This window comes from Mucilaginibacter tolerans (assembly GCF_030519375.1).
Classification (GTDB): Bacteria; Bacteroidota; Bacteroidia; order Sphingobacteriales; family Sphingobacteriaceae; genus Mucilaginibacter.
Genome location: NZ_JAUMKB010000004.1, coordinates 23,593 through 38,532, shown reverse-complemented (window position 1 = coordinate 38,532; position 14,940 = coordinate 23,593). Strand labels below are relative to the sequence as shown.

Here is a 14,940-nt window from a genome sequence, read left to right as displayed (position 1 = left end):
TGTACAAATAGTTTTAATATATATTCAAAAAAACTGAAAATTCTTTTAAACAGAATTACACAGTTTCCTGGTTCATACCTTGTTTGTATATAGCATGTTTAACAACGTGCCTGCGGGTAACAGATTTCTTTTCGAAAGCCTGGCGACTACGAAGTTCTCTTAAAACACCGGTCTTTTCAAATTTCTTCTTAAAACGTTTAAGCGCTTTATCTAATGATTCGCCTTCTTTAACATTGATAATGATCATATTCCCTTATATACCTCCTTTCATGGGACGACAAAGGTAAGTATTTGGTTTTTAATATTAAAATGGTTTGTTGATTTAGTTCGTTGGATTAAGCGGTTGATTGAGTTGATTAGGTATTTTAATTGTTGTTCTGTTAGAATTGGGAAATCTGAATCTTTGTTTAATTTAGGCGAAAAAACCCTATCCTTAAATAAACAATGAGATTTATATTTATAATATTAGCTGGATTTGTTCTATTAATATCTTGCCGTAATTCAAATAAAGAAGGAACAGTTGTCAAAAATACAAAGTCCAATAAATTACAGACTAGCTGGCTTTTAGATAATGTTTCTGGTTCTATTCTGAAATTTACGAATGGTCAAAAGTTCAACACAGGGCTTTTTGATGTAAAATACATCGGGAGTTTAACCAATGGGAACAAAGCCCCATTTCTAATTTTCTCTGGCCGTGATTGTAATGAGTGTGACGAAATTATTTCTATTTACATCCATTCACCATCAAATGGCCGCTTAAATATGGACAACGGCAAAAACAGGTTTCAATATCCCGGAACTGAAAAAGATTTTGAAAGCGATACCGTGCTTTACAAAGCCAGGGCTTTTTATGGTCACGTTTTACCCGGCATTAAAGGGGTCGTTTGGTATCAGCAAGAATTAATGACCGATAAAACATGGGAAAGTTCAACATTTCTTGTAAATCTAAACACCGGATCAGAAGTGGATACTCTATTAAAGGGCACAGAAAAATTAAAATCAACACTTAAATTTTTAGCGCAAGGTTCTTGCAAAGAAATTAAAGGAGTTAATTATACGAGTGAACCATGATCCGACCCAATCAACCCTACCCCCTCAACGCTTCTCTCGCAATCACAATCTTCTGTATCTCGGAAGTTCCCTCGCCTATGGTGCATAATTTGGCATCTCGGTAATATTTTTCTACCGGGAAATCCTTGGTATAGCCGTAGCCTCCGAATATCTGCACAGCTTCTGTAGCCACTTTAACAGCAATTTCCGATGCATAGTATTTTGCCATGGCGGCTTGTTTGGTCACGGGTTGGTGACGGTTCTTCAAGTCTGCCGCCTGCATTATCAGCATTTCGGCAGCTTCTATTTGTGTGGCCATATCCGCCAGTTTGAATGATATCCCCTGGAAATTGCTGATCGGCTGGCCAAATTGATGCCGTTCCTTTGAATAAGCCACTGCTGCATCAAAAGCTCCTTTAGCTATACCTAGTGATAAAGCAGCGATAGATATACGTCCGCCATCCAATACTTTCATGGCCTGTTTAAAGCCTTCACCCTCATTTCCTAAAAGGTTTTCTTTAGGAATGCGGCAGTTATCAAATATCATCTCTGTAGTTTCCGATGCGCGCATGCCCAGCTTGTTTTCCTTTTTGCCTGCATTAAAGCCGGGTGTACCGCGCTCCACCACAAAAGCAGATATACCTTTTGAACTTCCAATTTCTCCTGTTCTCGCCATCACTACTGCCACACTGCTTGATTTACCATGCGTAATCCAGTTTTTTGCACCATTAATAACGTAATGGTCACCATCCAACACCGCCGTTGTAGTCATTCGCATGGCATCTGACCCGGTATTGGCTTCAGTGAGTCCCCATGCACCCAGCCATTGGCCAGTAGCCAGTTTGGGCAGCCATTTTTGCTTTTGTTCCTCGTTGCCAAAGTTGAGGATATGCCCTGTACAAAGTGAATTATGTGCAGCCACAGATAAACCTATGGAACCGCATACTTTGGCAATCTCCTGTATAACTGTCACGTATTCGAAATAACCAAAGCCCGAACCGCCATATTCTTCGGGAACAAATACACTGAGCATACCCAGTTCGCCTAATTTATTAAATAGCTCGCGTGGAAAACGCTGCTCCTCATCCCACTCCATTACATGCGGTCTAATATGTTTCTCAGCAAAATCCTTTGCCATTTGTCCCACCATCTGCTGGTTCTCAGAAACGGAAAAATCAATGCCTGTATCAGTTTTATAGGTGCTGTCCATATATAAATATAGTATTATGCCGCAATTTAAGCAAAAACATTTACTATGCATGCATAGCAAAAACAAATACTGTCCTAGCGGATGTGAATCGCTCGTATAGTCGCTTCACCCCTTGCCCCTCTTTACCGCTGACGGTAAAGAGGGTGGTCGAGCGAAGCAATGACCGGGTGAGTCAACTGTCCCACTGTCCCGGTTTTAAAATAGTGAGACAGGCCAGACAGTGGGGGACACAGCGAGACAGATAACAGATAAAAACCGTTTCTTTTTAATAATTAGCTTTAATTTTAAATCTGTCAAAACTGAGCAAACATGGCGTCAATAAAAAAGAAATATTTCTCGGGCTTGAGCTCCAATACCATTCTGCTCGCATGCAGCTCGCTTTTTGGAGATATTTCTACCGAGATGCTTACCCCGATATTGCCCATTTACCTTACGCAGGTTATGATAGTAAATGGAAGTATAATAGGGCTTATCGATGGCATTGCACAGGCAACTCAAAATATTATCCAGGGCTTTTCAGGGTATTTATCAGACAAATTGCAAAAAAGAAAATCTATAGCTCTTATCGGTACGCTTCTGTCGGCACTGTCAAAGCCATTAATTGGTTTAGCCAGCAATTGGTATGGGGTTTTAGCCGGACGCTTCTCGGACCGTTTGGGTGCAGGTACCCGCTCCGCTCCGCGTGATGCGCTCATTGCAGCATCCGTTGCTGAAAAAGATAAGGGAAAAGCCTTTGGGTTAGAAAGTTTCGGCGATAACCTGGGGGCTTTTTTGGGGCCGCTAATCACCGTGTTACTGTTCTTTATGCTGCACTTTAATATAGGGCCGATTTTTTATCTGGCGGTAATTCCCGGCTTGTTATCGGTTTTGATGATGGCACTCGTAAAGGAAGGGCGAAAAAAAGTCAAAGCTAAGGCAGCGATCGACCTGCATATCCGGCAATTCCCTAAAATGTATTGGAAATATCTTATCGTAACCGCTTTGTTTGGAATCGGCAATTCAAGTAATGCCTTTCTTATTCTGCAAATGAAGCATAAGGGACTTTCATTGGTAGCCACTGTACTGGTGTATGCCGGGTTCAATCTTGTAGCGGCACTGATCTCGTATCCTGCCGGGGCGCTTTCTGACAAATTCGGAAGAAAACCTGTTCTGTTAGCCGGGTTCATTATTTTTATGGTCTCTTATACCGGATTTGCCGTTATTTCAGGTGTTGTACTTATAGGTATGCTCTTCATTTTTTACGGCCTCTTCCAAGGAATATTCAGGGCAGCGGGAAAGTCGCTTGCTGCTGATTTTATTCCGGCACACTTACAGGCAAGCGGCATAGGCTGGTACACCACCACCGTTGGCTTATCAGGATTATTCTCAAGTATAATAGCCGGGCAATTATGGGATAATGTCAGCCATGCGTCTGTATTTATATTGGGCGCATTATGCGCTTTCGCTGGAGCGATGTTTTTACTAATCCTTATCCCCAATAAATATCATCGGGCCGGGTGAAGCGTCGATATTATTAACATGTCAATCGCATAATCTACTCAGTCGACTCACAAAAATATGTGATTGCCATTACCAATAAGGGGCGCAATTTGATTACCTTGTATTATACAATATATCAACCAGTTAGGAGGTGGTTTGATATGAAAAATCAAAATTCGTTCCCAATAATCATATTCTTAATAATACTGGGCATTGGTATTGTATGGGCCAGAGCTGCGTATGACGCTTCTAATGTTGCGTTAAGCGTCATTATTACCATTAGCACTTTTTTGATTGCTTTACTAATTTCTATCTCTATTAAGATAGCCAATCCCTGGGAGAAGGCCGTTGTATTGCGCCTGGGCCGTTTTCAATCGCTCAGTGGACCCGGACTTTTTTTCATTATCCCTATTCTGGATACCATACCCTACTGGATCGATACCCGCGTGATTACGACATCGTTTAAGGCCGAAAAAACGCTTACCAAAGATACCGTACCTGTTGATGTGGATGCCGTACTTTTCTGGAAAGTGCTTGATGCTAAAAAGGCTGCCCTGGAAGTTGCAGATTATATTGGTGCAATCAGCTGGGCCTCGCAAACTGCATTGCGCGATGTTATTGGAAAGACGATGCTATCGGACATGCTTGAAGGAAGGGAGAAAATCAGCGGCATACTGCAAAAAATAATTGATGAACGTACCGAACCCTGGGGAATCAATGTCAATTCGGTGGAGATTAAAGATGTTTTGATACCTGGTGCATTAGAGAACGCCATGTCAATGCAGGCACAGGCAGAAAGAGAACGGCAGGCCCGGGTAATTTTGGGAGACTCTGAAAAACAGGTAGCCGAAAAGTTTGGAGAAGCGGCCCTTACGTACGCAGATAACCCCGTAGCCTTACATTTAAGGGCGATGAATATGCTTTATGAGGGTTTAAAACAAAATTCGACTATTGTCATTGTACCGAGCTCGGCAATCGATACTATGCAACTTGGCAGCATGGCAGGCTTAACTGCACTGACCATGGGCATCGGTCAGGATAAAGCAAAGAATACCGATAAAAAATAGCTGGATGGGTGGACTGTCCCGCTGTCCCGGTTTTGTGGGAATAAGACATGCGGGACAGTGCGGGACACCATATAGCTACCATCGTCCAATATTCCTCTTTACAAACCTTTTGCTATCTTGCTCCGTACAATCCATCCATCAAGCATATCTAACTTATCCATTATGCGTCTTAACCCCGCTTTATTCATCCTGCCAGTCCTCTTATTCACCGCTTGTAAAAAAGATAGCAAACCATCTGTGATAGAAGTAAGTGTACATTTACAGAACGCAGGCGTACAAAGCAATGTTAATGTAAAGCTGTTTACCGTATCCTCCGGTAGCATAATCAGCTCTACTATAGGCACCAGTGATGTTAGCGGGAAAATAGATTATATCGTCATTCCGGGCAGAACTTACTACCTGTATTATGACGGCACTAACCAGGAAGCCATTTTCAATGCCGATGCTACTTATCTTGTAAAGGGCAAGTTCACCAGCCAGCAGCAAATAAACAGTTCGCCATATCAGGGACCTAATACCAAAGTCGGCGATGACATCTACATGGATATTAATGGTGATGGTGCAATCACTGACTATGACAAAGTACTACCAGTGACCGAACCCTCCAGTGGTGGCACCACAAGTGTCGATCTGATCCTTTTCACTAATTAATTCCGCCAAAAATAAATCTCCGTTTAGCCTTAACAATATTTAACATTTATCATCTAACTTCTTAATAAATGATATCTGTAATACCGCTACTTTAGCGACAAATCTTCCTTAATGGCCAAAACGTTACTACTTTTCCTATTTCTTAGTATAGCTCTCATCTCCTTCGGCCAAAAGAAATATTCCATTAACGGTACTATTAAAGACGGCACAACCGGCGAGCAACTCATAGGCGCTACCATCCGCATAAAGGAATTACCACAGAGCGGCACGGTTACCAACAGCTATGGCTTTTATTCCATCTATGCACCAGAGGGCGATTATATCTTATTATTTACCTACACCGGTTACGAGCCTGTAGAGCAGAAAATCTCCCTGCACCAAAATCAGGAAGTAAATATCCCGCTGCAGGTAAAAAGCGATCTGAAGGAGGTAGTGATCCGTGCCAATGCGCCTAATAATGATAATATAGCATCGCCGCAATTGGGTGTCGAGAAGCTGAATATGGCGCAGATAAACCAGGTCCCCGTATTGCTTGGCGAAAGGGATATTTTGAAAACCCTGTCCCTACTGCCTGGTGTAAAGTCATCAGGTGAGGGTAATACCGGCTTCTATGTACGTGGTGGTGGTGCCGATCAGAACCTGATCCTGCTGGATGAGGCAACGGTGTATAATGCATCGCATTTTTTCGGCTTCTTCTCCACTTTTAATTCGGATGCGATAAAAGATGTGAGCCTTTATAAAGGTGGTATGCCAGCTGAATATGGCGGACGGCTTTCATCGGTGCTGGATATTAAAATGAACGAAGGTAACAATCAAAACTATACCGTTCAGGGTGGTTTGGGGTTGATCTCATCACGCATTAAGGTAGAAGGGCCGCTGGTTAAAGACAAAGGCTCATTTATGGTGAGCGCCCGCCGTACTTATATCGATTTCTTTCTGAAAGCCTCATCCGATTCCACCATCCGCGGCAGCTCTATCTATTTTTATGATCTGAATACCAAGGCCAATTATCATTTTGATGACAAGAATGCTATTTACCTGTCGGGGTATTTTGGTAAGGATGTATTGTCGCTTAAAAATACCTTTGGTACTAACTGGGGGAACTCTACAGGCACCATCCGCTTTAACCACTTGTTCAATAGCAGGTTGTTTTCCAATACCTCGCTCGTATACAGCAACTATAATTATGTAATTGAGAGTTTTTTGAATAACGAAGGCTTTAAAGCGACGTCTAAAATAACCGATGTTAACCTGAAGGAAGACCTTTCCTACACTTTGGGTGATAACCATACTGTTAAATTTGGTGTGAACCTTTTGCACCATACCATCGCTCCCGGAGATATTACAGCACCGGAATCATCCAGCTTTAATAATATCCATGTGGAGGAGCGCTATGGTTATGAAACCGCCGCTTACATCAGCGATGAATGGAAAGCCAGCAATCACCTGACTTTACTTTATGGCTTACGCCTCAGTACCATCTTCCTTTTAGGATCGGGCACTTTTGATACTTATGATGCTGATGGCAATGTCACCAGTTCAAAAACCTACACATCGGGCCAGTTGGTGAAGAGTTATACCCATCTCGAACCCCGCTTCTCAGCAAGTTATGTTTTGGATGATGCCAACTCGCTTAAATTCTCTTATAACCGCAATACACAGAATATCCACCTGCTCACCAACTCGACCAGTAATACCCCTACTGATCTGTATGTGATGAGCACCAATAATATTAAACCCGAAATTGCCGACCAGCTTTCTACCGGATGGTTCAAAAACTTCCTGGATAACAATTACGAGCTCTCTGCCGAGGTATATTATAAATGGCTGCAAAACCAGATAGACTATAAAGACGGCGCACAATTGTTGGTGAACCAGGGCGTGGAATCCCAATTGGTTTATGGCGCGGGCCGCTCATATGGACTGGAGCTTTTCCTGAAAAAGAAATACGGCAGATTTAACGGATGGATAGGTTATACCCTTTCGCGCACCGAGCGTAAATTCCCTGATATTAATAACGATCAATATTACCCTGCAACGCAAGACCGTACCCACGATATTTCTGTTGTAGGCATCTATCAATATAATAAACGCTGGACGTTCTCGGCCAATTTTGTGTATGGCACCGGCAATGCAGTTACCTACCCTACGGGTAAATACAATGTCGGCGGGTTAACCACTTACTCCTATTCCGAACGTAATGGCTACCGTATGCCATCCAACAACCGGCTCGACATTGGCGCTACTTTGGAGGGCAAACAGCATAAAAAGTACCATTCGAGTTGGACATTCGGCATTTACAATGTATATGCGCACCGCAACCCGTATACCATTACTTTCCGCGACAGCAAAACCGTACCGAATACAACCGAAGCCGTGGAGACCAGTATTTTTGCTACCATGATACCATCCGTAACCTGGAACTTTAAATTTTGATGTATGAGACTGACGAAGCTTAAATATTATTCAGGTTTATTGCTGATTGCAATGGTGGTATTATCCTGCAAAAAGGTAATCAGCCTTGACCTGGGGAACGATAGCGGCAAACTGGTCATCGAAGCTAATATTACCGACGAATCCGGGCCGCAATACGTAAAACTGAGCCGTAATGCACCTTTTACCAGCACCAATACTTACCCGCCTGTAACCGGCGCCAACGTTACTATTTATGATAGTACCGCCAACCTTTATTTTGATATGGTAGAAAACTCGGCCGGTACATACTCAGTGAATAAAGGCGTAGGCGTATTAGGTCACACTTACTTTTTGACAGTTAACACCGGAGGCCAGACTTACAATGCCCGCTCTATAATGCCGCAGCATGTGGCGATGGACTCGGTAGCGACTTCGAGCAACCTCCTTGATAAAACGGATAACAAAAGGATGATGACTGTCTACTTCAACGATCCGGCTGGAGTAAAGAATCAATACCGCTTTGTGATGTACGTAAATAAAGTGCAAGTCAACTACATTTTTGCATTTGACGATCAGTTTATTGACGGCAAGCATGTCACCCTCGATCTGCAACAGAGCGAAAAAGATATTTTCCCCGGTGATACGGTAAGAGTAGAGATGCAGAATATCGACCGCCCGGTATACACCTACTGGTTCACGCTGGAGCAGCAGCAGGGCAATAATCCCGGCGGGGCCGTGGCACCATCTAATCCGCCAACTAATATTGCACCATCTGTTTTAGGCTATTTTAGCGCGCATACTACGCAAAGCATTACCGTGGTAGCGAAATAGGATTGTCCCACTGTCGCGGCTTTTTTAGGATGAGACAGAGTGGGACAGGCGGGACAGTGCATCTTAAATGACGGAGAATAACCTACTTCTTCGCCAGGCCCGGATAATACTTCTTTATCGGCCCATAAGGCCCATACTTGCGCTGATCTTTATTGAACAAGCTATCGGCATAAGGGCCAAAAGGATAATCGTATGGTTTGGTAGCCAGCTTTGGAAAGTCGCCCTCAATATTCTTATAAGGATGGGATTGCGAGTTGACAAAGGCCGCCACGTCCCATGCCTGTTCGGTAGTAAGCTGAGCGCTTTTATCGGCATTGTAGGGCATATTGTGCTTTACAAACCCTGCAAATTTTGATAACCGGTAAATACTGGCGCCAATATTATAACTATGCGCACCCCATAGAGGAGGATAGGTATAAGCTGTTCCCTGCGCATTCAATATCCCCTGGCCATTTTTACCATGACAAACCTTGCATTTGGATACATACACCGCCCTTCCTTTAGCCGTATCCGCCGGGCGATCCAGAAAAGCCAGCTCTTCAATGCCCGAACCTGCCGGTTTGGTACCCTTCTTTACATTTTTACCTATCCACTTTAAATAAGCCACAAAAGCCCTCATTTCGTGGCTGTTACTGTCGATGCGGCTGCCGCTCAGGCTGCGCTCAAAACAATCTTCCACCTTTTTTACGATCGTTTCTACAGAACCGCTCCGTTCTTTAAACCGTGGATAACCTACGGCTGTCAACGAGAAATTATTGCCATCCAGCTTAGTACCGGCATTCAGGTGGCAGTTCTGGCAATTCAGCCCATTGCTTTTATGGGCAATTACACCCTTCGGCCCGAAATAATAGGAGGTATTTACAATCAACGACCTGCCGTATTTGATCAGTTTAGCCTCTTCAGCACTGGTTATTTCGCTGGTATCGGGTATGATCCATTTTGGCTTTGGTGGTTGGATTTCCGTTACCGACGCAGCTTCCTTTTCATGTTTTTCACAAGCCACGATGCTTATTACCATAGTAAAAGCAGTAACCAATAGCGTTAAACTTAGGGTACGTGACATAAGTGAATGATTATAAAAAACAGTTTTTCTTCACCCTCTTTTCCGTTTACGGACGCGAGGGCCGACCAGCGCAGCGTAGTCGGGGTGAGTAAACTTGCGATATTGCATTTGCGCAAATGCGGTTCGCATAGTCAACTCACCCGGTCATTGCTTTGCTCGACCACCCTCTGTTTTGCAAGCAAAAATGGGGGAATTTTTCTCAATTTAATAACATTGATTTATCCTGCAAAGCAGTAACCACACCCATGTTCCTGCGCACGGCCCACGGCCCATACGCCCGATGGCATGGCTGGTATGCCTGGCAACAGGCCTGCTATCCATTCGCTTTTAACGGCATTGGCATCCTGGTTACCTTGCATAGCCGCAACTGCCGAGAACACCTGAATGGCCATACCACAGGCACAGAATTTAATGCCGCTGTCCTGCAACTCGTTGATACCAATCTGCACCGGACCTATTCCGGGTACTTTATAGGTGCCGGGAGCAGGTTTCCAGAAGGGGTTTTTGGTAGCTGGCGTTTTGCCGTCCTCCTCATATATCTTAAACATCTCGCCGAATTTATACTTGGCCCACAGATCGTTGTTGAGCGCATACGGGATGGCGTTATGACGCAGGATAACCACCACACCGCAATCCTTTTCGGGCGTACCGGTAGCGGCATTGGTAAGTGTAAACACGCGTGGCCAGGCAAAAGGCATTAAGCCATTAGGACCCGTTACATCGAACACGATTTTGTGAGTCCCTTTTACCTGCTTAAACCACTCATCGGCATCCGACGTTCCGGGTGCTGGAGCAGTTTCGGCGGCTAATGAGAGTGGTGCAGCTAATATTCCTGTACCTAATACGGCAGCGCCTGTTGCAACTTGTTTAATAAAATTGCGGCGCTGGTCTGACTGAGATTGATAATTGGTCTTCATAACAGTAAAAAATTAGGTGATTAATTATTGAGTTGCAGAGACGCAATGCATTGCATCTCCACGCTTATTCCGCAGCATGAGGCTCTGGTGGGTCGACAGAAAGCCTTAATTAAAGTTAATTATAACAAACTGATTTTAAGCGGATAAAATGAAAAAAAATAACTGAGTAAAAAACAATTGTCTGGTGCTGTTCGCCTGTCTTGTTACTCATCCAACGGGACAGGCGAGACAGAGCGAGACAGTATCAGACAGTTCTAATCACGCGTCTTTGCGAGGAACGAAGCAATCCCCGATTAGCAGAGCGGCTATGCAGGTTCTGAACAGTTCTATCCGCCCTGTATAAGTTTGGGATTGCTTCGTTGCGCGGCACACACCACCCGCCTTGCGCCTGGCAATTGTAAAGGTTAAATAATTCTGTTACCGAATTATTTAACCTTTACAGCAATGACATGCATTTAGTAATCCGCCAGTACAATAATATGATCGCTCCAGGGTTGAATACGTTCTTTGCCATTCAGAAATCCTAAGCCAACCACAAAAGCAAAACCAGCAACAATACCACCCATTTCGGTAATGAGTTCGCTTGCTGCGGTTACGGTGCCGCCGGTGGCCAGCAGGTCGTCGTGTATCAGTATGTGCTGACCGGGTTTAAAGGCGTCGGTATGCATTTCGATAATGGCCGTGCCATACTCCAGTTTGTAGGCTTTTTGTTTGATGGTATAAGGCAGTTTACCTGCTTTACGAACAGGAATAAAAGGCACACCCAGGCGGGTTGCCAATGTCAATCCAAATAAAAACCCACGACTCTCCACCCCAGCAATCACATCAATTCGGATACCTTTCAGCTTTTCAACGAAGGCATCTACTATGTTTTCGCAAAGCACAGGGTCTTTCAGTATCGGGGTGATGTCCTTAAATACAATGCCCGGTTTCGGGAAATCAGGGATATCGCGAATAGCGTCTTTTATCTGCTGCTCTATCATTTAAAATCGATATAAAGCCCAATTTTACGCAAAATTTCGTCATTCAAAATGGCAATGTTGCGCATATCATTTAAAGAAACATAATCCCCATGCTGCGCACGGAACTGGATAATGGCGTTCATCTGCTTAAAGCTGAGATAAGGAAAGTGCTTCAGACCATCAAAATCAGCTTTGTTAATATGAATTTTGTTTATCTGAGAAGCATCAACCGACACCTGCGCCTGTAATCCGGAGTAACGGTCATCATCCATGCCAAACACTTCTTTTAAGCTGCTCTTTACTCACAAATCCGCCCAAACGGTTACGTTAATTTACTATACGATGTGCAAACGAAGGGCCAATGCCTTTCAGTTCGGTAAGTTTGGCAGAATCGGCTGTATTTAATTCAATTGCTTCTTTAAGGTCTGCTTTTTTATAGGTTGGTACAGCATTTGCCTCATGGCCATCTCCTTGTGATTTTCGGGACTGGTTGAGTACAGCAATGGCTTTATTAAAATCGGCAGGGTTAATTGTTGTATCTTTGCCGAACAGTTGGACAAGGTAAGGTGCAGTCAGGACCAGCGCGATCAAGATAACCAATACCACCATTCCGTTCCATTCTTTTTAGTGATGGACAAGTAATTTTTTAGGGTTGATCTCATTAAGGTTTAGCTGTATACAACTGTAAATTAAAGAAATTTTTAGCATATTTATTGGATTAAAAACCCAAGAGGACTTTTTAAAAAACTAAATGAAGATTATAACCACCGAAGAGTTTGCTAAGGCCACCAAACTGGATAAGTTGAAGATGCCCGGACTGGCAGCCCTGCTGATGGAAGTGATGAAAATAAATCAGGTGAATGAGTTGTTTGCCCAGGCACAACCCAAGCAAGGCCCTGATTTTGTGGACGCTATACTGGAAGGATGCGGCGTAAGCATTGAGTTTGACGAACGCGAGCTAAAGAATATACCCAAAGAAGGCAGCTTTATTGCCATTGCCAATCACCCATACGGCGGCATTGAAGGCATGGTGCTGCTGAAAATGCTGTGCATGGTTCGGCCTGATGCTAAAGTAATGGCCAACTTCCTGCTTAAAAAGATCCCTAACCTGGCAGATTACTTTGTGGCCGTAAACCCTTTTGAAAATATCGACCATTCGTCCAGCATAAGTGGTTTAAAGAATACACTTGAGTTACTGGGAAACGGTACACCAATCGGCATATTCCCCGCCGGTGAGGTATCAACCTTTAAAGTAGACAAACAACAGGTTACCGACCGTATGTGGCACCCGGTTGTGGGTAAGATCATCGCTAAGGCAAAAGTGCCTGTGGTGCCTATCTACTTTCATGGCAATAATGGATTACTGTTCAACCTGCTGAGCCTGATACACCCGGCTTTGCGTACAGCCAAGCTGCCATCAGAGTTGTTCAACAAACAGGGGCATACTATTAAGCTCCGTATAGGCAAACCGATCAATGTGGAAGACATTCCGGATGCCAATAATCCAACCAAGCTGCTTAATTTCCTGAGGGCGCGTACTTATGCTTTAGGCACCGGACTGGAAGAGGAAAAAAAGATATTCAATCCCCGTAACCTGTTCAAGATCCGGAAAGAAGCTGAAGACATTGCACCTGAAATACCTTCTTCTGTATTAGAAAAAGAGGTAGAACCTCTGCGCGAAAACTACCGGGTTTGGGTGGAGAAAAACTATGAAGTATTTATTGTTCCTACATCCACTATACCGAATATCATCCGCGAGATAGGCAGATTACGGGAGCTTACCTTCAGGGAAGTAGGCGAAGGCACTAATAAGAGTGTCGATTTGGACGAATACGATATTTACTATAATCACCTGTTTATCTGGGACACCGAGGCAAAGCTGATCGTCGGGGCCTACAGAATAGGTTTGGGAGATGAGATATTTTACAGTTTCGGCAAAAAAGGCTTTTATATCAACGAGCTGTTCAAGATTAAGGAGCAATTTACGCCGGTGCTTAGAAAGAGCCTTGAGTTGGGACGTTCATTCATCCGCAAAGAATACCAGCAAAAGCCACTGCCATTGTTCCTGTTATGGAAAGGCATTCTAAAATACCTGATCGATAATCCACGTTATCGTTACCTAATCGGGCCGGTAAGCATCAGCAACAGTTTCTCAAAATTCTCAAAATCACTTATTGTCGACTATATCAACCGTAATCACTTTGACGATGAACTGGCGCAGTATGTACGCCCAAGAAAGAAATTCAGGGTGGATTTCTCAAGCATTGATACTGATTTGTTAATGGCAGGTGAAGACAGCTTTAAGGGGTTAGATAATATGATATCTGAGGTTGAAACCCGCAGTATGAAAGTACCTGTGTTATTACGTCAGTACATTTCGCTCAACGCAAAGATCATCTGCTTTAACATCGACCCAAAGTTTGCCGATTGCCTGGATGGGTTCTTAGTACTCGATCTGCAAAAAGTACCACAGGATATATTGGAGAAGCTGGGGAAGAATTTGTGATTTGGTTGTATTGGTTGGAGTAGTTGTAAAGGTTGTAAAGGTTAATCAAAACCAATAGCCACTTCAGCTATTACAACCATTACAACCCTTTCAACTAACTACGCCTTCGCTCTCGAAGCTCCTGAGTGTTTCAGTATCTTAGCTTCCACGTAGAAGATGATCTCTTCAGCAATGTTTTTAGACTGATCTCCTATACGCTCCAGTTTGCGGATAATGGAAAGCATAAACAATGCCTCATTCAGCATCGTGATATCTGCTTTAATCACCTCGCCTACATTGGTGTTGGCGCTTCTGTTTATAACATCCAGCATTTCATCGTGCTTAAATACGCTTCTTGCCAGGGCTGTATCTTCATTTTCGAAGGCCGTACGGGTATCGATAACGATATTAATAGCCTCGTCATACATACGTATCACGTCAGTGGCTTCCAATACCTTTTTATCAAAACCGGCTGTTGAGTCGATCACATATTTAGCTACACCTGCAGCAATATCACCGATACGCTCCAGGTTGGTGTTTATCTTCAGTGCTGCCAGTAAAAAGCGCAGGTCGATAGCCACGGGGCAGTATAAAGCAAATATATTTTCGCAATCGCGGTCAATCTTTAGTTCGAATGAGTTAACCCTTTTCTCTTTCACCAATACTTCGCGGGCAAGGTCCTTATCGAAATTTATCATAGCTTCACGGGCCTTGTTCAACTGCGACTGAACCAGGATCCACATGTTCACTAATTCTTTTTTAAGAGCGCTTATTTCATTTTCTAATTGTGTCATGTCTTTAAAATACTAA

At 43.6% G+C, this 14,940-nt stretch carries 15 protein-coding genes; 7 read left to right on the top strand and 8 right to left on the bottom strand.

The genetic code is table 11. The annotated features are described in order from the left end of the window. Window positions 1-55: 55 nt before the first annotated feature. Window positions 56-247: a 30S ribosomal protein S21 gene (rpsU, locus tag Q3A68_RS06815; protein ID WP_166090118.1), complete on the bottom strand. Its 192-nt coding sequence runs from the start codon at window positions 245-247 to the stop codon at window positions 56-58. Window positions 248-444: 197 nt separating this feature from the next. Here rpsU and Q3A68_RS06810 point away from each other — a divergent pair, with 197 nt between their 5' ends. Further along, window positions 445-1,071 carry a hypothetical protein gene (locus tag Q3A68_RS06810; protein ID WP_302900312.1) on the top strand — a complete coding sequence of 209 codons (627 nt, stop codon included), beginning with the start codon at window positions 445-447 and terminating at the stop codon, window positions 1,069-1,071. Window positions 1,072-1,087: 16 nt separating this feature from the next. On the opposite strand, the gene Q3A68_RS06805 is transcribed toward Q3A68_RS06810, so the two are convergent. Further along, window positions 1,088-2,260, bottom strand: a complete 1,173-nt coding sequence (locus tag Q3A68_RS06805; protein WP_302900311.1) for an acyl-CoA dehydrogenase — start codon at window positions 2,258-2,260, stop codon at window positions 1,088-1,090. 309 nt (window positions 2,261-2,569) lie between these two features. Here Q3A68_RS06805 and Q3A68_RS06800 point away from each other — a divergent pair, with 309 nt between their 5' ends. The 5 genes from Q3A68_RS06800 to Q3A68_RS06780 all read left to right on the top strand — a co-directional run bounded on the left by Q3A68_RS06800 (window position 2,570) and on the right by Q3A68_RS06780 (window position 8,703). Further along, window positions 2,570-3,760: an MFS transporter gene (locus Q3A68_RS06800; RefSeq protein WP_302900310.1), complete on the top strand. Its 1,191-nt coding sequence runs from the start codon at window positions 2,570-2,572 to the stop codon at window positions 3,758-3,760. A gap of 140 nt (window positions 3,761-3,900) precedes the next feature. Further along, window positions 3,901-4,806: a slipin family protein gene (locus tag Q3A68_RS06795; RefSeq protein ID WP_302900309.1), complete on the top strand. Its 906-nt coding sequence runs from the start codon at window positions 3,901-3,903 to the stop codon at window positions 4,804-4,806. A 162-nt stretch (window positions 4,807-4,968) separates the two neighbouring features. Beyond that, window positions 4,969-5,457, top strand: coding sequence for a hypothetical protein (locus tag Q3A68_RS06790; RefSeq protein WP_302900308.1), 489 nt, complete (start codon window positions 4,969-4,971; stop codon window positions 5,455-5,457). A 111-nt stretch (window positions 5,458-5,568) separates the two neighbouring features. Further along, window positions 5,569-7,893 carry a TonB-dependent receptor gene (locus Q3A68_RS06785; RefSeq protein ID WP_302900307.1) on the top strand — a complete coding sequence of 775 codons (2,325 nt, stop codon included), beginning with the start codon at window positions 5,569-5,571 and terminating at the stop codon, window positions 7,891-7,893. Between the two features lie 3 nt (window positions 7,894-7,896). Then, window positions 7,897-8,703 carry a DUF4249 domain-containing protein gene (locus tag Q3A68_RS06780; protein WP_302900306.1) on the top strand — a complete coding sequence of 269 codons (807 nt, stop codon included), beginning with the start codon at window positions 7,897-7,899 and terminating at the stop codon, window positions 8,701-8,703. An 82-nt stretch (window positions 8,704-8,785) separates the two neighbouring features. Here Q3A68_RS06780 and Q3A68_RS06775 read toward each other — a convergent pair whose 3' ends face one another. The 5 genes from Q3A68_RS06775 to Q3A68_RS06755 form a co-directional block, all read right to left on the bottom strand. Further along, window positions 8,786-9,766 (bottom strand): c-type cytochrome, encoded by a 981-nt coding sequence (locus tag Q3A68_RS06775; protein WP_302900305.1) that lies wholly within the window; start codon window positions 9,764-9,766, stop codon window positions 8,786-8,788. Between the two features lie 218 nt (window positions 9,767-9,984). After that, window positions 9,985-10,683, bottom strand: a complete 699-nt coding sequence (locus tag Q3A68_RS06770; protein WP_302900304.1) for a twin-arginine translocation signal domain-containing protein — start codon at window positions 10,681-10,683, stop codon at window positions 9,985-9,987. Window positions 10,684-11,138: 455 nt separating this feature from the next. Then, window positions 11,139-11,666, bottom strand: a complete 528-nt coding sequence (locus Q3A68_RS06765; protein ID WP_302900303.1) for an adenine phosphoribosyltransferase — start codon at window positions 11,664-11,666, stop codon at window positions 11,139-11,141. Beyond that, window positions 11,663-11,917 (bottom strand): ComEA family DNA-binding protein, encoded by a 255-nt coding sequence (locus tag Q3A68_RS06760; RefSeq protein ID WP_302900302.1) that lies wholly within the window; start codon window positions 11,915-11,917, stop codon window positions 11,663-11,665. Before Q3A68_RS06760 ends, Q3A68_RS06765 begins: the two co-directional genes overlap by 4 nt. A gap of 55 nt (window positions 11,918-11,972) precedes the next feature. Then, the gene (locus Q3A68_RS06755) at window positions 11,973-12,254 is read right to left on the bottom strand and encodes a helix-hairpin-helix domain-containing protein (RefSeq protein ID WP_302900301.1); all 282 of its coding nucleotides are present in this window, start codon (window positions 12,252-12,254) and stop codon (window positions 11,973-11,975) included. Between the two features lie 142 nt (window positions 12,255-12,396). Between Q3A68_RS06755 and Q3A68_RS06750 the strand changes: the two genes are divergently transcribed. Further along, window positions 12,397-14,151 (top strand): bifunctional lysophospholipid acyltransferase family protein/GNAT family N-acetyltransferase, encoded by a 1,755-nt coding sequence (locus Q3A68_RS06750; RefSeq protein WP_302900300.1) that lies wholly within the window; start codon window positions 12,397-12,399, stop codon window positions 14,149-14,151. Window positions 14,152-14,249: 98 nt separating this feature from the next. Here the strand turns inward: Q3A68_RS06750 and phoU are convergent, their stop codons facing one another. Then, window positions 14,250-14,924 (bottom strand): phosphate signaling complex protein PhoU, encoded by a 675-nt coding sequence (gene phoU / locus Q3A68_RS06745; RefSeq protein ID WP_302900299.1) that lies wholly within the window; start codon window positions 14,922-14,924, stop codon window positions 14,250-14,252. Window positions 14,925-14,940 lie beyond the last annotated feature (16 nt).